We start from the raw sequence: 20759 nt of genomic DNA on the forward strand, positions 1-20759 counted from the left end.
AGACTGTTGGAGGGAGGGGGTCCGGTGGGGGAGGGAGGGGACAGAGAACAGGACGTGCGAGCACTACACACGAACACGACGCACAGATACTCATTGATGCAGCCTGCTCAGTGGGAGGGATGCCGATTCAAGTCGAGGAACCAAGCATCGACCTACTGACCGTTGCCAGACACGAGATCTACCCTTTGAAAGGATGGTTGCTCGTCGTCCCTGCGGACGGGATGAACAGTGCTTCCCTCATCCGCACCCCACTCGTGGTCAAGAACGACCTGCCAGTGAAGACAAGCTCAGGGTGCTCTCTCACGACCATTATTCTCAGAGGACAGGAATACTCGGATCTCAGCATATGCAGAACCTCTGCTACCACTTCAGTCGACTCCTCTTCGACCTCGCTCGGAGGTAGAGTAACAGTCTTCAACAGTCGTTTCCTGTTCCTCGCGTACTGGTAGAGTATCGGGGGCAGCATGAGAGCGAACAACAGGAGAAACAGCACTCCGAAAGGAAAAAGGCCCGATACAAGCGACGAAGAGGCACCCATGAATCCGATCACTAGTAGGAGAAAAGGAAAGAATGCCCGCACCATGCTGTTCTCCAACTCCAGATACTGCCGCTCGATGCTTGGGGAAGGCCGCAGTGTCGTCGCTCTCTGCAGCTTCCGGAGGAGGGCTCTCGACGCGGAGATTCCACCCCACGAAAGAAGGGCGAACTGCCCGGGAGGCCTTGGGACTGGCACGAATGGGCCGAGGTTGCTGTGTCCAGATTCCACTGCATCCAGATACGACAGAGCAAGAGAGAGCCGGCTCCGCCATACTCCCCGGAACATCGCCCGCCTAACCAACGAGTACGACCACCACGCACCGGCTATGACGAATGATACCACTCCAAGGACAGACAGCAAGAGGAACACATCAAGAACATTCTGATGGTGGAGCGCAGACAGGACCATCGCCGGAAAACTGAGCCCGAGAATTACCACCAACGCGGCATACAGGAACCGCTCGGGGCGCACACTCTCCTCGTAGACCTCGTCCTCTCCTTTAGCAACGCGGGTCAGGAAGAAGCGCAATGAGTGGGGCTGCCGCTCGATGGAGTCCGGAGAGAGCAGTGTAGGTGCCCACGAGTCTTCAAGAACCCCCTCGGTTGCATCCGCTGGGGAGACGGGTGAAACAGGTTCCCTCTCAGTCAGGACTGACACGTCTGTTTCAAATCCCTCCAGCGGAGCCAAGAGCAGGAGCGTGGCGGTTGTCGCATCCATACGTTGTCCACTAAACAGGGGGTCGAATGGCGCGAGGAGCACTGCGACCAAGAGTAGTCCTGACAGGAGAGTGAGGCTCCACTGGCTCGCGTATGACAGGGGGGCAGAGGAGATGAGGAGGCACGACACAGCGAGCAGGAGTCCCGAGATGAGGAATAGAACCCGATTCACCAATACCCGTCTGCGGAACTGCCCCTCTTTCATCCTCCAGTCACCATCAGGCAGGAGCTGCCTCATCTCGGATGGAGAAGCACGGAGTCGTCTGCTGTCGGACGATAATCCTGTCCGCGACCTCGCCTCCGTGGCCCTGATAAACTCGCCAATCGGTCCGCTCGCGCCCAGGAACCCCTCGAGGGTCTTTTCAGCCAGCGCATCACTCCCTGATGTGCTCCTAGACCTGAGCGTGTGAATGACCTCGATGACGTAGATGGAGGCAACCTGCCAGAGGAACTCGGACTTGGTCTGATCTGAGGGCTCCTCCACTCGGAATACCCTCTGCATAAACTGCCCCTGACACCCGGACCAGAAGAGCACAGGGAAGAGAATGAAGCCATCTGAAGAGTCCAGCATGGTACCGAGTGCAGAGGCCGAAACGCCGAACTGCAGGGTGAGAAGAGAGGGGATGCACATAAGGGAGGCCAAGACCATCAAGGTGGACACGTTATAGTAGCCATAAGCAACAGCGAGTAGAACGCCGGCCACAATACCGACGAGCAGACACATGACGCCATGGAGTACGTACTTGAAGAAGAAGAACCAGTAACCAGCAACCACCTCGTTCGCCAAGAAGACGAGCAGGACACTCCCAAACATGCAGAGGTAGGGGACGACCACGGCGAGCTGGATGCACCTTACGACCTGCTTGCGAGTTATGGGCAGGGGTATTGGATTGGGCTTCATCCGGCGATGTCTGAGGACCAGCAGAATGACGAAGGTGAGTGCTGCTGGGATGAGCACTAGGAGCGGGAACAACCCCACGATAAGAGGATGTGTATCAGTGGACTGGATGGCAGAATCCCCCTGTTGCTGAGTGTAGGCGTGGTCCATGACAGATAAATGTTTTTCAGAGTCCAAGGGTTGACGTTCAGGCACCGTCAATCGGACAGGTATCGCCGCTTGAGGTCAGCTGCACCTGCGGCTTATTATGGCAGGTCCACCAGTGGCTTCAAGGTGAGATTGGGCTTCCTGCATAGGTAGGTCATATTCATAGAGGGGTCGTCGATACTGTGCCCTATCACCTTGTCATCGTAGTCCCTGATCTTGCGGCATATGTCGAGCACATCGGCCGCTGTAAGGCACAGGGTCTCTGACAAGAGCCTGAGGTCGGTCCGTGGTCTGCCTCTTACGATGTCGGTCACCAGCTGTTCCCATCGCTTCTTGAACGACAGTCGAAGGCTGGACAATGCCACGAAGTCAAGCAGCCACCTGTTGGCAGGCTGTCCAATCGGGGTTGGTCTTCCGTCCCGTGCCCCATTCACAGTCGGCACGTTCAACTGGCGCGAAGAGGCGACCCGGTCCACAAACGTAGAGGTGTCAGTCCTCTTCGAATACCAGTCCGCATTTATCACCTTCCGAATCCTGCTGTCGTATCCCGGGTAGCCCTCGTCCTTCCAGAACGGCACGGAGAACTCTGGACTGGTCGCCCAACGACCCCACTTGATATACTTCGACTCGTCAAGCTTCAACATCCTCTCCCGAGCCAACTCCGCATCGGGGGCCAGTGGTCCGTCCTGCAGTCCAGCCAACAACACTTCTGCCAGGTTCTCCGCTCCTGCCACCAAGTCTTCCTCTGCCCTCTTGACAAGACTCTCTGCATACCTCAGTGATTCTACGTAGTCCATCAAAACCACCATCATCTGTAACCCTGTAATGGGCACGCAGAATCACATAAGACTACTGCTTGAGGGGCGCTATCAGCTCACAACGTAGCACCGGTCAGTCCACAGAACGCCAAGTGATAAGCACTGTGGGCAGCACCTGACAATTCCGTCAGCACCTTCCAGAGAGTAAATGATTTGCAGTACCTGCCCAAATACCGAGATGCTTGGACTCTTGCACAAGGATTCAGCCTCAACCGACAGAGTAATCGTACGGGTCCTTCGCAGTGCCATGCAGACACGGCTGGGTGAGGTGGAACTCGACAGGGGAGTGGTACCAAATCAACAGATTGACTTATGTTAGAGCCGCTAGTGTTTCATAAGAAGAACATGGACGTATCTACCATGCCGCGACCCATTGTCAAGTGGGCCGGAGGAAAAGGTCAGCTGTTGCAGGATATAGACAGCGTCCTGCCACCCTCCTTCAGAGATTACTACGAGCCATTTGTTGGTGGAGGCGCCCTGTTCTTTCACCTGTACCGCAAGGGACTCATAAGGAAGGCAGTACTATCCGATGCAAACGCCGAGCTGATATCGCTTTACGTGACAGTGCGCGACAGGGTCGAGGACATCGTCGATGAGCTTCAAAGCGGAAGATATGTCAATGACAGCCAGACCTACTACTCAATCCGCAAGATGGTACCATCGGACCCGGTCATCCGGGCGGCCAGACTCATATACCTCAATCGGACTTGTTTCAATGGCCTATATCGAGTGAACTCCAGAGGCCAATTCAACGTCCCCTTCGGCAGGTATGAGAACCCTATGATTCTTGACGAGGCCAACCTCAGAGCAGCAAGCACTGCTTTCTCAGGAGTGGAGTTTCGCGTCGGGGACTTTGAAGAGGCCGTGAGAGATGCTGAAACAGGCGACTTTGTGTATATGGACCCGCCATATGTGCCCATAAGCGACACCGCTGCCTTCACGTCGTACACAAAGGACGGGTTTGGACCCGAAGAGCAAGAACGGCTCGCCCATGTCTTTTCGGAACTGGACGAGAGAGGATGCTACGTCCTTGAGAGCAATTCAGCGACAAGCGTGATTAGGAATCTCTACACCAGATTCACAGTGACAGAAGTCTATGCAGCGAGGGCAATCAGTTCAGACGGTTCTACGCGAGGAAGAATACCGGAGCTCCTCATTAGGAATTACGAACCGAAGTCCTTGCAACTTCGCTTGGACCAGTTCTAGACATGCCGGCAGAACCAGAGGTACTCGTGAGCGGCTTTCGGGACGTTTCTATCTTTCCACGTAGTGGTCTGCTGTGGCCTATATGGACAACCAGCCACATTCTCGAATACTGAACTGCTTGCTGGCCATGAACGAATTGTAGTGAAGCTGCGGCGCCGGGTCATTCTGTGTGTTCTGTCCGTAGGCCCCGAATGGTCTACCTTAGCAATGGTGCCCCAACAACGTAAAAGCAGCGTGGTAATTGCTACTTCCGTCGAGTCATGCCCAATACCCTGCTTGCACAAACAAGCGGCTTCAAAGTGAGTGTTCATACTGTCCTGAACACTAATCGGAGTCTGTCATGGTGGTCACTCCAGTGTTGCGAACTCGGTACCGCTCATCTACACGTGGCTAGATCGAACGACCCGGTGGCAACAGCCTCAAGACTCGATGTACTGCTGCCTGTCCACCTGCGTTGTTCTCCTGCACGCGATTTCCATCTCGAACCCAAGCGGTTTGCTGCATAGCTTGACCGGCAGCAATACAGCAATTCTGTCCCTGCCGCCACGAGGCTTCCTTCGTCCTTTCGAAAGGGAGGTTGGCATTCCTCAGTGCCTTCGCAGAACTTATGAATCCACGTCAATCCATTGTGATCTCGGCTCATGTGGCACTCTTGAGTGGTGTTCACGGGTAAGAGAACATGATACTGCAGGACTCGGTCACAGTTCTGGGCCAGTAAGACAAGGACATAAGTGCCAAGAGCCTTGGTCAGTTCCTTGTGAGATTATGCCCAACTCTGGAGTATTCGTCACACTCTATGACACTGATACTTTGTCACTCTATCTTAGCAGGGGTGTATACGGAACTCTCATGCATCCCGCTGAAGATCTCAGGCGTAGCATGCATTTCCATACACTGGGCGATTACGCCTGCACGAGAGGGGAAACTCATGTGTTCTTCTTCCTCAAACGGTACATTGTCTATGGAGGACAGGTAGTCGGTCCGAAGAATCAAGGAGCATTCTTTCTTAACGGAACAACCAGCCCGATGGGCGAAAAGCAACGCGCACCACTTGTCTGGGATGAGTCAAAAAGGACACCGCGGTACAGTCCATGTGCTGAACCGGGAGTATTCCAAGTGGGCGATAAGGGAAGATACAGCCAACCATATCTGATTCTATTCGAGGACTCAAGCGGCCTGAAGGGGAGGGCGATAGCGTCAGACCAGCTGTACTTCAGACTGGGAAGGTACCCATATCCTCTGCCGACAAACTCAATTCAGGACATGAGCTTCTGTACGATGACACCGGGAGAGGTGTCTGTTGCCCTAGAACTGCTGAAGAGGGACTGCAAGAAACAGTATCCAGTTGAGTCGAAGGAATCTGTTGAGCTGGATGGGCACCCCATGCCGTTCAAACCTGATTATGGTATCGGAAGTGTGTGTGAGGCGTACAGAAAGTCGGAGCTACTCAATGAGGCACATCTTGAAGCAAGCGTGTTATCGAATCCGGAGCTGCTACCCAAATCCATGAGACCAGGGACGGCAACGGTATGCCGACAGGTGCCCATATCACCCTTCAAGCCCTACCAGATGGACAGGGCTGACATCTGCTACTATTCAGACCCATTGATCAGAGATGGAACACTCCCATCGAAGGTGATAGAGCTCAAGAACAAACCTGCAGGTACTCGTGAGATCGAACAAGTCACACGTTACTTTGACTGGCTGCAGCTTGTTGGCGAGAATGCTGTGAAAGACACCGAGCTGATTCTCTACGCACCTTCATTCCGAAGGACAGCAAGACTCGGGCAGGAATACAGGGACAACATCCATTTGGTATCGTTTGACTCCAGTAGCCATGAACAAGAACAGCTCTGATTATGAGATCCAGTATAGCTGACATGCTGCAAGATCCCGAAACTCACTTGGGCATATCCTTCTGGAAGACCAAGAGATACTCGTGTGCAATGGCCAACTCTTCAGGTCTTGTAGACGACAGGTCGGGATCGCTACAAACCACAACAATCAGCTCTCGTATTCTGAACGTGGGACCCAGAAGCTGCCAGACCTCCAAAGCAGGGCACACGGTCAAGTCGCCGACTCGATAATCTGATGCCCGAATTACAACGTGGCCGAATTGCCGAACGCAGTTCTCAATACGCCTGAGAAGCTCCACGACGTATGCATCAACTTGATGCCTCACGGGAAGTCGAATGTACACCATGTCGAACTGCTCCGGATCGGCTGCATCCGCACCATGACAGGATGTGTCATAACACGAGTGTGCAGCGTCTATTGCCAGTGTGTGGAGCCCACCATATCTGGCGACGATGTTTCCAAGCAACAGGCGTTCGTAGTTGGCTGAATCGAACACCCACGTTGTCTTGCACTCTAGTGCGGCCGGGTGCTCCAGCTCATCTAGGGAGAGTCGTCTGCAGGTGCATTCAGCTGTTTCCGTAGACATCATTGGCGTTGTCTTGTCATCAGGTTTGAGGAAGATGGGGAGGTACTCCTGGGCGAGGAGAAGAAAGTTGTACCTCACACTGGATGAATACCAATACCCTGTTGTTCTGCAGTTGTGTTGACGCTTGATTATTAGGTCCCTCAGAACAAAGCCCTGTTCAAGGAACCTTTGGATAGTCATGAAGCCTAGAGGCACAACTCGCTTGTTCTTTCTCATGTCACCAATTAGAATGGCACAGTGTTTTCCGGGCTTCAGAACACGAAAACACTCCTTGGCAACGCATTCCATGTCGACTAGGAAAGAGTCCAAAGGATGGAAGGATATGTCTCCCTCGATACCATCACTATAATGGACAATGTCGGAATAGGGAGGATGGGTACACACAAGGTCGACAGAAGAGTCAGCAATTCCGGTCAGTTCTCTTGCGTCACCCACCTGTACAACTGGCTCATAGATCCGCAGTGAATCATGACCCAAAGCCATTTGGGGAGGTACACTGAAACTCAGGTTGCGTAAGGTGGTTTCCACAGCAGCGGGCACGATGTCCCGAGCTATACACCGTCGTCCCAGCAATTTGGCTTCGACGGGTGTTGTGCCTCCTCCACAGAACGGGTCCAGAACTAGGTCGCCCGGATTGCTGTATCGAAGTAACAGATTGCGAGGTATGAAGGGGGACCAGTTACCTCTGTAGTCGCCTGAGTGTGTTGCCCAACCACCTCGACTCTTGAAACTCCACACAGTCGTCCGCTCGGGAGTGAAATCTCTTGGCTCAAGTTCGAAGTTCCGCCGTACACTGGAGAAGAGATTTCGATTCGTACCTGTCTTTCTGACCACTGCTCGTTCGATGTCTCTAAGAGTAACAGAATACCGCTTCATGATTGATTCGTCCGAATCACCATTCGCCTTAGCGGCGAACAGTGCATCGAGTTCCTCTTCGTCAACCACAGAACTGACCTCTCGACAATGCAATGCGTGGACTCGATGGTTGTTGACCGTTCATTCCTGATTCGACAGGTTGGACACAGGAGTTTTGTCGCTCCCAATTAACGGCACTTGGTCACTCCTCATGGTCTGATGGGGTGTCTAACTGACCTCAGTTTCTCAGTCTCCGCAAGGGGTATATAAGCACCACTTGGTCTCTGAGGTTGTCCAACTCATGGGCAGCTGTTGGAAACCACACAAGCCAGACACATGGAAGGGCGGCCTACTGGGAAGAACGACTGGTCGTCCGTACTCATGGCTTTTGCATCACAACGATTGACTCATACCTTATGTTCCCACGAAGTGTCTTCTCCAGATACCTGTTGATTACCATGCGGGGCCTGAATCCTAACATGGCACCCAGCAGCAGTATTACTCGCTCGTTTTCCACCTCGACGTATACTCCACCATTGGAGTCATCAGCGGAACCCCCAGAGATCCATACCTTGACTGGGAGGTTCTCGGCATAGCGCAGAGCTAGTTCATCACCAGTTATGGGTGAGAGTTGCAACGCCTTCATGTTGTTTCGCACATTGTGTACTTCCACAGCACAAGTAGTGCACCCCATTGCGATGTGCCCCGGTTCCACTTCCTCAAGAGTGTCTGTCAGCTTGAAGTGATTGTTGCCAATCACAGTGGCGATCTGCGCATTTCGTTCTAACACGCGCATCTGCTCCGCAAGTGACTGCTTCATCAGGCAGTAGAAGTCGTAAAGGCGGTATGCATGGTCCTTCTTGCCATGGTACTCAAGAAGCCGAATCAGAGTGATTGCATAGCCGGGGAGACCTGCAGTGTTTTCCTTGACTCGCAGCCTCATCTCTTCATTATCATGCTTGGCCCGCGGGTTACCGCCCATCCTATCCTCAAGCTTCCTCAGCTCCTCGGGACTTCTCACCAGTCCCAATAGGGCGAGTTGAGAGATGTCATTGCCAATGTAGTCCAACGCAGTGGAATACGGAGGCGAGTTCACATTCCCGTGAATGACCCTTATGGCCTCGACGCTACTGAGATCAGCCGCATCGGCCTGATACACGACTCCTCGACCAATCTTGAGTTGCAACACCTCCTTCAATTGATTGAATAGAGCACACCTGCGGTATATGTCCTCCAGTATAGTAGCGATCCGCTCACAGAAGTCCTTGTGCTTCTTCCCCTTCAGGTCACTGATACACATGGCCAAGCCGAGCATCAACAGGTTTCGGATGTCGCCAGTGTATCGCTCTTCGACTATCCGGCGCGCAAGCACTATCTCCTCAAGGACATGATTCGGTTCGAATTCATGATATACGTCCGGAGCCACAGCGCGTATCTGCTCGTAGATGTCCGGATCTGGTGGATAGGATGAAGATTCCAGAGTGACCTGCCCTTGATGCTGCACACGTAACAGGTTTAGCTCAGAGTGAAACACCTCCAGAAACTCGGCTATGGATGCGTCCAGTTGCGCGGGGCTCACATGCATCAGTGCGCATTTTGCATTTGACATCAGCACGGACATGGGATTGATCTCTACACCACAGCTGTCAAATCCCATTAGACAAGACTCAACCAAGAGAGTCCCGCTGCCTGCGAAGTTGTCCATTATGGTTCCCTCTTCACCGGGCCAGACAATATTGACAAGCGCTCTTGCCATCTTCGGATGGAACTTGCCCTTGTAAGGATGAAGACCGTGTGACAGATAGAGCGAGTTTTCGCCTCGTTCCGCGAGGTAATCTAGGAACCTCTTTCCCACCCGGGCCTTTGCGGAAGCAGGGATTCGGTAGATGTGACGCATGAGATTGTCAAACATACTGTCCACAAACTCGTCCACCCGCTCTCTCCCAAGAGAGGGTGTAACCTTCGTGATATACTCCGAATTCTCCAAGAAGTACTGACTCGTAATGATGCGGACTGCTGCTACGCCATTGGCGAAGAAGACGTTGCAGTTCTTTCCCACGCGGCCTTGCGGAAAGACACTCCTGAGAAATGTGTCCCAGGACTCTGTCTCGTCTGCAATGTAGATCTCCCTTGTGTATCCCAGGCGATGAACCAACCTGGGTACATCGTATGGCCGCACCCTCAGGCTCTCAAACCCTTGAATCTGCCCATATGCGGTCTCATGACAAAGGTAGTCTTGGAAGCGTACGATGTCACTCTCGTCACCTCTCAGTGTTGCCTGTGTGGCATCAATGAGCAGATCCATGGGTCTGCTTCTTAGTACATCAACAGGACTGCGTACAGGCTCAACCGAACCAACCAGGCTCTCAATCTCAAGACGGGCTAATTCCACCTCATGCTCATCCTTGATGCTGTTGAATAGCTTGAAGTAGGCGTACACGGGCGCACCTGCCATCTGTCAACAGATGACAGTCATGACCAGCATTGATAAACATGCCCCAGAACCGCACCTCTTCGCCTCCGCGCTTATTCACACAACCTCATAATACTACATTCTAAAGATGTAGGTAGTCGCTCGCTTCATCATGTCGGACTTCGCCAAGGACAAGAAGACAGGAGAGCTGGCGGTCAAGAAGGTATATGCGCTCTTGAAGAAAAAGGGGTATGGACCAAGGCTGCCTTTGGAACCTCAGAAGGACCATGACATAGTACTTGGCGACGGAAGGAAAGTCGAAGTGAAGTTCGATGTGGTCATGGACACCACTCATAACCTCGGAGTGGAATGGTGGAGTGACAGAGATGAGCATCTGGAAGGATGGGGGCAGTACTGCGAGGCCGACATCCTCATACAGTTCTACAACATGGATAACGCGGTCGTAGTGGATTGGCACAAGTTCAAGGAGTGGATTCGGGAGAATATGGATGAGTTGGAAATGAAACAGTCGAACTACAGCTCTGCAGATGTCATCCTCGTTCCCATTGAGAAGATCCCTGAGCACGTCAAGATCCCAGAACTCGCTCAGATGTTCTCGCTAGAATACGACCTCGAGCAATGGGAGATAGATGCCATCACAGGTAAACGACCGAGGATAGCAGCTGCAAGAAGCGGCAGGTCGATATGCGGTTCTTGTGGAGAGGCCATACCACGGAATGAACTGAGGATTCAGACGAGTGGATACTGGATGCATCTCGAGTGTGCCATAGACAGCAGGGTAGTTTCCGTTGGATCACTCGAAAGGCTTTCGGGCTATGACATGCTTACTGAGCAGCAGGTCCAGCACATTAGAGATCTTCTGGAGCACAAGAGCAACAGGACTGGCGGTACGCGTTGTGGCAAACAGACAGACCGAACCGACAACTGAATGGCATACCAATGTGCACACATCTCGATTCGATTGTCAGAGCCGTTTCCTTGAGAGATTCGACCGGAAAAAGATAGGGCTCGCCGGCAGTGTGCAACTACGCCTTTTCTTGGGTGAATCGATCGTGGAGGATAGAGCCTTGACATGATAGAGAACATTATGCCGGTTCAGTCCGACCGACAATTCAAATCGTTTCTCGGGGGACCGGTCTTCTTTAATGTGCGTCGGGTGGGATTTCGAGGGGGTTTCCTATCGGGGTCGTGGACTTATGGTCGCGTGTGCAACGGGTCGGAGCACGGTCGAGGAAGAGATAGCGGAAACAAAGGCAGGAGTGGATGAGATGTAGAGGAAAACGCGCCATGCTGTCAAGTATGGAACAATCTGTCAAGGCACTGTACCATTAGAAGTCGAATGGTGGACCACACTCACCTTACACCTGAGCAGAACTTGCCACAATGCTTCAGGGCACGTGGCGCTTGGCTTTCGGTGAGGTATGCGGGGGTACTGGCAAGAGTCTGTTGTCAGGAAGACGGAGTAGGACGCAAGGAACTTGTCACATCTGGGAAACGGCGCGGTAGTCATTGCACATGTCGAAATCTACCAGAGTGTCAAGTTGACCTCAGTTGAGATGCTTGTGAAACGGGGCAGCAGGGTCCGATACCGTGCAGACTCACTAGCGTTCTCTCCATTGCAGTGACTCTGCTGCAGGAAACCAAACAAGCTTCGCAGACGTCCGCTTTCAGCACTCTGCTTGGCTCAGTCACCTCGAAAGGCTCCGTGCTTGTCGATTCGCTTCGGTTCAAGAGAACTATGATATGGTCCATATCTTGGTAGCAATCCTTGCGAAGGCCTTTTGGCGATCTTCTATCTGTTCGGGACCCCAGGTATCATAGGCATCAATCTCCCTTGTGATTTCAATCTTGGACTTCTGGTATGTCTTCTTCTTCAAGTCAAATCCCTTATTCTGGATAGACCTGTTGAAACCTCGGTCAATGAGGGTCAGATTCCCGATACGATAGACCCACTCCTCATAGCTCACGTCGCCTAGATTCTTCGTCCACTCCTCACTAGGATTCTTAGGCAGGACGTGCTCTAGATCAACAGATTCCTGCACATCCAGTTCCCTAGTATCACGCTTCGCCCGTTCAAGTTCCTTCAGGATATACTTCGCTGCTCTTTGTGATCTTATGGAGCATTCGGCGAAGTCCCTACGGAATGCAGCATCGTCTGGAGCGTTCTTCTTTAGTTCACTGATGACCTCAGCGATATCAGTGCGGGAAGCATTCACCTTCCTGGCAAGCTCTCCGGCCTCAGACTCAAAGGATCCCGGTCGTTCGCCGCCAATCACAAACTTGCGTATCACGAAGTCAACACTCGCCTTTGCCATTTGAGCGAACTCCTTGGACTCTCGACCGAATCTATCAGCGGTGGCAAGCAACAAGGGGTGGACTTGGGTTGCTCCGATGGACCTTAGTGCCGACAGGCATCTCCTCACTTCGTCGGTCCAGTTACCGCTCACACGGATAACATCCAGATAGGTGTTGGACAGATTATCCAATTGGTCTACGACGTCCTTTGATTTCAATCCTAAACTGATTGCCTGCTTGACCTTTCGGTATAAGTCAAACTTCCTGAGTAGTCCATGCTTGGACATCCAATAGTACCTAAAGAAGCGAAGATACTCGCCTTCTTTGAACTTACTGGACAATTCTGCCAGCTTCGATGACAGATGGGGACGGTCCGCTTCATCGGCTGCCGCTAGGAAGAAGCTCTTCAGGAGCTGCATATGCGAGAGCTCGGTTCCTCTAGCATTCACACTCTCAAACACATGATAAGCGTCCGTGTCAACCGTGGTCTTGATAGACATCATGTAGACATTCTCTGTCAGATACTTATAGAACTGAGCTAACCATTCATTTCCCTTATCTACCTCCTGAGATCTCTGGATGTGCTTACAGAAGAACAAATACGCATTGAGTATCCGTTTATTTGATTCAGTTCTTGCGTCATTCCGTTTCTGCTCATCTGTGGTGTTGCCTTTCAGTATATGACTTGAGAAAAACGGCTGATCCTCCCGTCCTAGCTTGACTCTGTCGTAACGCATTTTAGTAGCAACATCGTAGTAGCACAGACTGTCCTTTATCCTATCTAGCAGATAATCGCCATCGCCGCATCGCTTGTTGCGGCCTGTTCCTTTCTTCCATGACTGAGTAGTTACATCTCGCATTGCAGCCATCAGAATGCACAATGTTGCCAGCCTCTGCTGACCATCGACAATTTCAAAGTGCGGAAGCCTGTCAAGAGTCCTACTAATGACTATCGTTGTTCCAAGAAAGTATTGCCTGATTCCCGAGTTCTTGGCTTCAAGTATGTCTTCCCAGAACGCCTCAATCACAGCTCTGTCCCAAGAGTAGCATCGCTGATATTCGGGCACTATATAAATGTCAGGCCCATTGAAGATATCAAGTACTCTGACCATAGACCAATTCAGGTTCTGACTCAGGCTGCACCGCCTCCGCGCAATCGCAACGCTTTCGGTGCTGTTGAAACATAAAAGCATTTAGTGATTGAATACTCCTGTGAAATCACAGGAGATGGAGGACACTGTAACACCACATTTGGGACACCACCTCTCACTTGAACCTCTCTGAGTCTTCGAGGTGTCATGTACAGCTGTGCAGGAGTACTGTCCTGTCTCCAAGCGAAGCATGGGGGCGTGTGTGGTTGTAGTACTCCATGTGCTCGTCCAGTTCCAGCCCCATACGACCGCTCTCCTCGTCAATCGTGCAATGCAACCGCTCCACCTTCCCGATGGCATGGGTGGTTCCTTCTCGTACGCACATGCTGCACTCTATTCTTGATGCACCACTTCTGTCTGGAGCGCACTGACCCCTCTGCCTCTGAATGACGGGCACGAACACCGACCCGTTGATCGTCAGCACCTGCAATGGCTGTCCATACCTCGTCACAGAGGCCCGGAGCGCCTCAAGGACCACCCTCGAGGATGAGCTCTCCCACTCCACGCTTGAGATGAGGTAACGGCAGGCATCGTCTATCACGTCGAGGCGACAGATAGACGCTTCGGCCATCTCTGCCATAAGGCCACATGAAGTCGAGCTGCCACAACTCGTTGGGATGTTCTCCCGATTGACCACGGACGATAGTGCTTCTTCCTCCACCTATGAGTACGGATTAGGCCCAGTCGTCGCATCACCCTGTGGACGGTCATGTGACTGACACAGATGCCCTCTCGTCCCGTCTGACGATGGCTGCTGTCTTGACTGCGCCCATCCCTGTCACTCGCAACAGGCGCACTTTGTCAACCAGATGCTGAGTGACCACTGTATTCCGGCGCCTAGGTGCCGTCGACTTCGGCTCGAGTTTCTCAAGACAGTAGAGTTCATACGCCTTGCGCCACCTGTAGACCGTGGAGCGGGACACACCGAACACCATGGCGGCCGCCCTAACGCTGTGTTCATACGAGTACTTCACAACTCGTTCTATTTGTGTCACCGGGGAGATCATTGTCATCACCAATTACAGTGATGATCTCTCCTGTGACGCACTCATGTCTTAACGTTGTGTTAACACACAAGAACTGAACTCCAGAGGATGCATATCGCCAAAGACCCGGCAACAGCCGCTCAGAAGCTGGACACTTAGTGACATGTCATAAGAGAACCCAAAGGATGTGTACGGAAGAGCTACACCAAAAGGCAATGGGATATGTGCAATTGTGAATAGGGGGGATTTCGGGGCGATGGTCAGGCTCTTCTTCTACGAGAAGATGCACCCTATGCTTGAGTGGACACCATAGTCTACGAATTGTACCGCAGAAGAACCGTGCAAGAACGAAGGCAAGGGGCACCACAGAGCTCCCACTGAGAGAGAGAAGGGGTGGACGGCAAGATTAAGTCGGGACAACCATCGACAGTAGGGCTCAGACTATTCTACCTCTCCGAACCTGCACCTTTGAGAGGAATAGTTTCACTTAATGACACCCGTCTCACACTCTCTGGAAGGCTCCAGCAGCCGCCTCGAAGTTGCACCGTCCTGAGCATGCACGGAGTGGTGCCCATGTATGCCCATGTGAACTGGAGCATACGAGGTCAACTCGACACCTCAACTGGCCTCGAGAAGACACTCTCAAGTGCTGCTTTCTGGGAGTGACGGCACTCCGGTGTTTAACTCCGTCCGATCAAGAACAGATGGTGCGGGCAGCGTGTCTAGTGTCACACGGCCGCGCTGCACGCACGCACGCGCTGGGCACGTTGCTGTGCTAGCAGAGACTATGGAAGCACGACGAGGAAGTAATAGTAATAGAGGCCGATGAGTCCGAACCCAATCAGGGCGAGGAAAGCTGCATTACCGACCAGCCAGCCCTTGGCACGTTTCTTCGGGACTTTGAATGGTCCGAACGTCTTCAGACCCACAGGAGCCTCATCAAGTGGGCTGACCACTCGCCAGAGTATCTCCCACGGGTTTGCCTTGGAGGGGAGTACATCGAGTGCCAGATGAGATGCATAACCGAGCATGAAGAATCCCAAGATGTAGAGCTCAGTTGGCTCAATGTAGTTGACCAGCTGACCAACAGTGCTGAAGACTATCATCATCAGGATTCTGCCAAGTGTCGGGAGAAGCACGATCACAGGTAGGAGAAACGAGTGGAACACGATGTTCCGGTGCCGCTCAATGCCCAGGAAGGGGATGTCCCAGTCAGGCATCAGCGCACCGACAAGCACACTGATGGACCCAACGAAGATGGACATGTTCCCTGCGATGTGCACGTCATATATCCACTGGTGGATTACACAGCCGCCCAGGCCACCGATGAAGAACGTGATGAAGAGCAGAGCCGCTCCGGATGCCGCATTGGTGGTGGTCCGGTCGCCCATGCTCTTGTTAGGTGCTTTGTAGTAGAGTATGGGGGTTGCGACGACCGCCAGCAACAGGCCCCCACCGAGGTAGTACAGGATGAGAACATCGACAGAGAGATTCTCAAACCAGACTGTGAAGGCGTAGATTCCGGTGTACAGCGCAACGAAGAAGGAGAATGCGAATATCATGTGTGACAACTGATTCATAGAGGAGACCCCTGCATAATTGTGATAGATGTGGCCCGTTTCACTTATCTCTTTCTGAGACGTCTTATTGGGCACACGTTGTCTATGTGCAATCGAGCAACTGTTATTAGCCACCTGCAGCCAGTATTGTCTACTCCAAGGGGACCAGTTTCAGTGATGCGCTCAAGGGACGTGATATCAATTCTCATCGCTGGCGAAGGAGGAGTCGGCAAGAGCACGCTCGTGAAGAACCTCATCACTGGGAGCTACCATCCTCAGACGCTCACAGTGGGACTCAATGTGGAAACATGGACGTACGAACACGGAGGGCGGAAACGTACGGTCACCATCATGGACGCTGGCGGTGAGGAACGGTTCCAGTTTCTCCTTCCCAGCTGGGCACGAGGCACAAGTGGCTGCATTCTGGCATTCGATCTCGGGCGCTTCATCAGCTTTCTCCACTTGCCGGACTGGCTTGGAATAGTCCTTGGAGCGATGAAGCCTGACAGGGTACTGCTGGTTGGAACGAAGGCAGATCTCGGAAATGATAGAGAGGTCCCAGGAGAACACGCTGAGGCATTCGCACGCGACAACGGTCTCATCGGCTATGTCGAGACAAGTGCAAAGATGAGCATGAACGTCGTGGAGGCATTCCAGATTCTTCTCGAGCGGATCAACATTGACAACTGAGCATCAGCTGAGTCAATCCACACCCGTTCGGCACCAGTGAGCCACAAGTACGTTGATAAAGCGGAACTCCATTACTGATGACGAGTGGACTCGACCATGTCCAAAGGTGCAGTACGGGTCTTCTGTACGAGATGCCAAAAGTGGTATCCGACCCCAGTTGACTTGAGTAAGCTGAAGACCAGCCGAGCAGGTCTTTGGTCATTGGCGCTTCAGCACGGTGACCACGTTCTCACCATATACATTGACAAGGAACTGAAAGTGAGAGGAGAGGCGATTGCGGACTCCGTCTCCACAGAAAGGGAAGACAACACTTCGGACAAGGCGATCGACTTTTTCGAGAAGATGTGAGCGTGTATCCTGATGGTCCTGAACCCAAATACGACAGTCATAGCGGCATCAGCAAACGCCATAACGGCACTCCTGTTCTTGTATGTGGCATACAGGCTGCTCAAGTTCTGGCAAAAGGGCAGAGACCCGCTTAGTGCGGCTCTGGCTACTTCAATTCTCCTCCTAGGATTGGGCCTCGCCGTCGAAGTGGCATCAGAGGTGGTGACCATCACTGTTGGGGTCAACGCGCTTGGTAACGCCCTGACGTACGCCTTCTTTGCACTCTTCATACTGTCATACCCTGTCCTAGCATACTTCTCTGTGGGTCTCTTCTACCCCAGGAACAGGTGGTATCTTCCGACCATCTCGTTTTCCGGTGGCTTTGCATTGGCCATAATACTCACGCAGGACATCGGGTACGGTCCGCCCCCAATCGCAATGGCACCATTCGCAGCACTGACGCTGGGCCTATATGTCCCCCTCTACATGGCCTGCAGACGAACTGCCCCAAAGGCACCCATGAAGGTCACGCAGATGAAGTTCGTTCTCGTAGGACGTTTCGCAGTGCTGTACATAGTCACATTCATACTATTCGGCCTGACTCCATTCTTTGGCGGCGAAGGGCAGGAGTTCATCGGAAACCTCTTCTTCCTTCTTGTAGCAGCTGTCATGATGATCACCGTGATTCACGCATGGTTTGGATGGGCCATGCCGGACTTCCTTCGGAGACGGTATTCTGAGGATGTGCCAGTCGTGGCAGACCAGGAGGACAAGCAACACTCTGTACAAGACTAGGTCCTTCTGCTGCTTCAGCGCACAAGAGCGTCGTCATGGGATAGGATTGGTGAGCACGACGCATCGCGAATTCGACCTGCTCCTCAGTACGATTCGCGATATGACATCTTAGCGCTTCGACCATCAACAGATGTGGCCGCAGAAACACATCGCGATTGAGGGGCGTTGTAGTGCTCTCGCACTCCTGGATGCTTGCCTCGCATAGGACTCCTTCCTGCAGAGTAGAGCACACAAATGCGTGCGTCACATCAACACGCTTATATGAATCTGGATTCGAAAGAGTTCAGGAATCGCCATCTGGTGAGGAAGAATGACACAGAAAGCGACGGACCGAGAGAGCATGGTTCCACCTGAAGTCAGAGAGAGGATGAAGCAAGTCAAGCACAAGATAGTCGTGCTCTCGGGCAAGGGAGGAGTGGGCAAGAGTACGGTCTCAGCCAACCTGGCGATGGCATTTGCAAAGATGGGAGCAAGCGTTGGAGTGCTTGATGTCGACATATACGGCCCCACAATTCCCAAGGTACTTGGCCTTGAGGGGCAGCACCCGGAGGTGTCGGACAATTCGATCCAGCCCGTCGAGGGACCGCTCGGATCCAAGATAATGAGCATGGGCTTTCTGCTAAGGAATGCCGACGATGCTGTTGCATGGCGTGGACCGCTTGTCGCCAAGGCCATCACTCAGTTCCTCAGCGATGTCCAGTGGGGAGCTCTTGACGTCCTTGTTGTCGACCTGCCCCCTGGCACTGGTGATGAGATACTCAGTATCCTGCAGTCAATACCAGCGGTCGATGGTACGCTTATTATCTCAACCCCACAAGAAGTGGCGGTGCTCGGTGCGAGGCGGGCAATCCAGCTCACACAGAAGATGGGTGTGAACGTCTTGGGCGTGGTGGAAAACATGGGTGAATATGTCTGCCCAAAGTGCGGTGAGCGATACAGGATGATGGGTGAGGGTGCAGTGATACGGGCTGCCACTGACTACGGCGTAATGTATCTAGGCTCACTTCCAATGGACCCCGCCATAGTGAAGTTCTCTGACGAGGGCAGACCTTTCGTGATTGCAGCCCCCGAGTCCGAGTCAACCAAGGCATTCATGGCACTGGCAAAGAAGATATCCAATCTCATCGGGTTAGGCAAATGAGACGAGGGCGGCGACAACCACAATGATCCTTACCATCGCCTCTGGCAAGGGTGGTACGGGAAAGACAAGTGTGGCTGTCAACCTCGCCCTATCATTGGGAAATGTCAGGCTCCTTGACTGTGACGTTGAGGAGCCAAATGCGCATCTACTCCTCGGCCAGCCACCGACCAAGACGCAGTCGGTCACCACACCAGTACCGCAGATTGACCCCTCGAAGTGTACGTTGTGCGGTGACTGTGCCCGTTTCTGCCGCTACCACGCCCTCTTCGTGGCCCCCAAGGAGGTCCTGTTCTACAAGGACCTCTGTCACTCGTGCGGTGCGTGCTCGGTCGTGTGTCCTACCGGAGCTATAACTGAGGTCGGCCGTGAGATTGGCACACTGCACACTGCGACTGTGGGAGACCTATTCCTCGCATACGGCCTGCTTGACATCGGAGAGCCCGTAGTGAGTCGACTCATCTCAGCTGTCAAGAGGCATATCGTGAGGGACGCTCTGAACATCCTTGACGCGCCTCCCGGGACTGCGTGCCCTGTGATTGAGACGATGAGGGAGAGCGATTTCATACTGCTCGTGGCTGAGCCCACACCCTTTGGACTTCATGACCTATCACTTGCGCTAGATGTGGTCGAACAACTTGGCATCCCACGAGGGGTCGTGCTGAACCGCGCAGGCTTGGGTGATGACTCAGTGCATGAGCTATGCATTTCCAGAGATGTGCCTGTGCTTCTTGAGATTCCGTTCGACCGTAGGATAGCAGAGCTCTACTCAAGGGGTGTGCCCTTTGTCACCGTGATGCCCGAGTGGGCGCCCCGATTCCGCCGCATGTTCGAACACGTTCAGGAGATGACCAAAGGTGTACAGCCAAGTGGCAGTAGTCAGCGGTAAGGGCGGCACAGGGAAGACTACCATCTGCGCAGCCTTTGCAGCCATGGCCGACGATGCAGTATTGGTGGACTGTGATGTTGATGCACCCGACCTTCACATACTCCTGCACCCCCAGATCGTCGAGGAGTGGGACTATCAAGGTCTCCCACTGGCCGCAATCGACGCAGATGCGTGTACGATGTGTGGAATCTGTCGACAGGCCTGCCGATTCCACGCTGCCACCCCACCAACGATAGACCGAATTGCCTGTGAGGGCTGCGGTCTCTGCGCGTATCTCTGTCCCGAGCATGCAATCAAGATAGGTCCCCGAGTGTCAGGCAAGACCTACTGGTCCAACACACGTTTTGGGCCGCTCTCGCACGCGCGGCTCTTCGCAGGAGAGGGTACGTCGGGTAAGCTGGTCACCGAGGTCAGAAAGAAGGCATCTGAGATCGCATTGAGAGAGGGCCGCTCCATGATACTCATCGACGGGTCACCCGGGATAGGATGCCCTGTCATATCCACTCTGACGGGAGTTGACTTGGCCGTCATAGTGACAGAGCCAACGCTGACAGGGGCGCATGACATGGCAAGAGTGGTCGGTCTGTGTCGTGAGCTCGAGGTGCCGGCATCAGTCATTGTGAACAAGCACGATGTCAACCCAGACATGACGGAGCAGATTGAGGAAAGCTGCATGGAGTGGGGACTTGAGGTACTTGGTAGAGTCCCGTTCGATCCCGTGATGGTCCACTCTATGGTCGCAACGCAGACACTGCCTGAGTTCGCCCCCCACAGTGAAGTCACACTACTACTCGCCAGAATGTGGGAGCGAATTGTAGACACCATCAACTACTAGACCAGGGGAGGAGTGTCAGAACATGACGAAGTTTTATCT

The 20759-nt window shown here is 53.1% G+C and carries 17 protein-coding genes; 9 read left to right on the forward strand and 8 right to left on the reverse strand.

The features are described 5' to 3' along the window. Positions 1-178: 178 nt before the first annotated feature. Complete coding sequence (locus HXY34_09870; protein ID NWF96432.1) at positions 179-2302, reverse strand: hypothetical protein; 2124 nt, start codon at positions 2300-2302, stop codon at positions 179-181. A 95-nt stretch (positions 2303-2397) separates the two neighbouring features. Then, the gene (locus HXY34_09875; GenBank protein ID NWF96433.1) at positions 2398-3096 is read right to left on the reverse strand and encodes a hypothetical protein; all 699 of its coding nucleotides are present in this window, start codon (positions 3094-3096) and stop codon (positions 2398-2400) included. A gap of 381 nt (positions 3097-3477) precedes the next feature. On the opposite strand from HXY34_09875, the gene HXY34_09880 reads away from it, so the two are divergent. Together HXY34_09880 and HXY34_09885 are read left to right on the forward strand one after the other, a co-directional pair. Then, entirely contained in the window at positions 3478-4323 is an 846-nt protein-coding gene (locus HXY34_09880; protein NWF96434.1) for a DNA adenine methylase, read from the forward strand. Positions 4324-5088: 765 nt separating this feature from the next. Next, complete coding sequence (locus tag HXY34_09885) at positions 5089-6180, forward strand: hypothetical protein (protein NWF96435.1); 1092 nt, start codon at positions 5089-5091, stop codon at positions 6178-6180. 43 nt (positions 6181-6223) lie between these two features. Here the strand turns inward: HXY34_09885 and HXY34_09890 are convergent, their stop codons facing one another. Together HXY34_09890 and HXY34_09895 are read right to left on the reverse strand one after the other, a co-directional pair. Further along, entirely contained in the window at positions 6224-7642 is a 1419-nt protein-coding gene (locus HXY34_09890; GenBank protein NWF96436.1) for a methyltransferase domain-containing protein, read from the reverse strand. 358 nt (positions 7643-8000) lie between these two features. Beyond that, positions 8001-10076, reverse strand: coding sequence for a hypothetical protein (locus tag HXY34_09895; protein NWF96437.1), 2076 nt, complete (start codon positions 10074-10076; stop codon positions 8001-8003). Between the two features lie 130 nt (positions 10077-10206). Between HXY34_09895 and HXY34_09900 the strand changes: the two genes are divergently transcribed. Continuing rightward, positions 10207-10983: a hypothetical protein gene (locus HXY34_09900; protein NWF96438.1), complete on the forward strand. Its 777-nt coding sequence runs from the start codon at positions 10207-10209 to the stop codon at positions 10981-10983. A gap of 808 nt (positions 10984-11791) precedes the next feature. On the opposite strand, the gene HXY34_09905 is transcribed toward HXY34_09900, so the two are convergent. From HXY34_09905 to HXY34_09920, 4 genes are all read right to left on the reverse strand, one after another. Next, positions 11792-13417, reverse strand: coding sequence for a DUF262 domain-containing protein (locus HXY34_09905; GenBank protein ID NWF96439.1), 1626 nt, complete (start codon positions 13415-13417; stop codon positions 11792-11794). A gap of 229 nt (positions 13418-13646) precedes the next feature. Then, positions 13647-14081: a hypothetical protein gene (locus HXY34_09910; GenBank protein ID NWF96440.1), complete on the reverse strand. Its 435-nt coding sequence runs from the start codon at positions 14079-14081 to the stop codon at positions 13647-13649. Between the two features lie 127 nt (positions 14082-14208). Next, complete coding sequence (locus HXY34_09915) at positions 14209-14508, reverse strand: helix-turn-helix domain-containing protein (protein ID NWF96441.1); 300 nt, start codon at positions 14506-14508, stop codon at positions 14209-14211. A gap of 764 nt (positions 14509-15272) precedes the next feature. Further along, the gene (locus HXY34_09920; GenBank protein ID NWF96442.1) at positions 15273-16067 is read right to left on the reverse strand and encodes a hypothetical protein; all 795 of its coding nucleotides are present in this window, start codon (positions 16065-16067) and stop codon (positions 15273-15275) included. Between the two features lie 126 nt (positions 16068-16193). Here HXY34_09920 and HXY34_09925 point away from each other — a divergent pair, with 126 nt between their 5' ends. The 6 genes from HXY34_09925 (at position 16194) to HXY34_09950 (ending at position 20720) form a co-directional block, all read left to right on the forward strand. After that, positions 16194-16736, forward strand: a complete 543-nt coding sequence (locus HXY34_09925) for a GTP-binding protein (protein ID NWF96443.1) — start codon at positions 16194-16196, stop codon at positions 16734-16736. Between the two features lie 96 nt (positions 16737-16832). Then, positions 16833-17084 (forward strand): hypothetical protein, encoded by a 252-nt coding sequence (locus HXY34_09930; protein NWF96444.1) that lies wholly within the window; start codon positions 16833-16835, stop codon positions 17082-17084. Between the two features lie 12 nt (positions 17085-17096). Then, on the forward strand, positions 17097-17858 hold the full coding sequence (locus tag HXY34_09935) for a hypothetical protein (GenBank protein ID NWF96445.1): 762 nt from the start codon (positions 17097-17099) through the stop codon (positions 17856-17858). 310 nt (positions 17859-18168) lie between these two features. After that, the gene (locus HXY34_09940) at positions 18169-18999 is read left to right on the forward strand and encodes an Mrp/NBP35 family ATP-binding protein (protein NWF96446.1); all 831 of its coding nucleotides are present in this window, start codon (positions 18169-18171) and stop codon (positions 18997-18999) included. Between the two features lie 22 nt (positions 19000-19021). Further along, on the forward strand, positions 19022-19885 hold the full coding sequence (locus HXY34_09945; GenBank protein NWF96447.1) for a P-loop NTPase: 864 nt from the start codon (positions 19022-19024) through the stop codon (positions 19883-19885). Beyond that, positions 19854-20720: a 4Fe-4S binding protein gene (locus HXY34_09950; protein ID NWF96448.1), complete on the forward strand. Its 867-nt coding sequence runs from the start codon at positions 19854-19856 to the stop codon at positions 20718-20720. The genes HXY34_09945 and HXY34_09950 overlap by 32 nt, the downstream gene beginning before the upstream one ends. Positions 20721-20759 lie beyond the last annotated feature (39 nt).

The sequence above is a fragment of the Candidatus Thorarchaeota archaeon genome, assembly GCA_013388835.1.
Classification (GTDB): Archaea; Asgardarchaeota; Thorarchaeia; order Thorarchaeales; family Thorarchaeaceae; genus JACAEL01.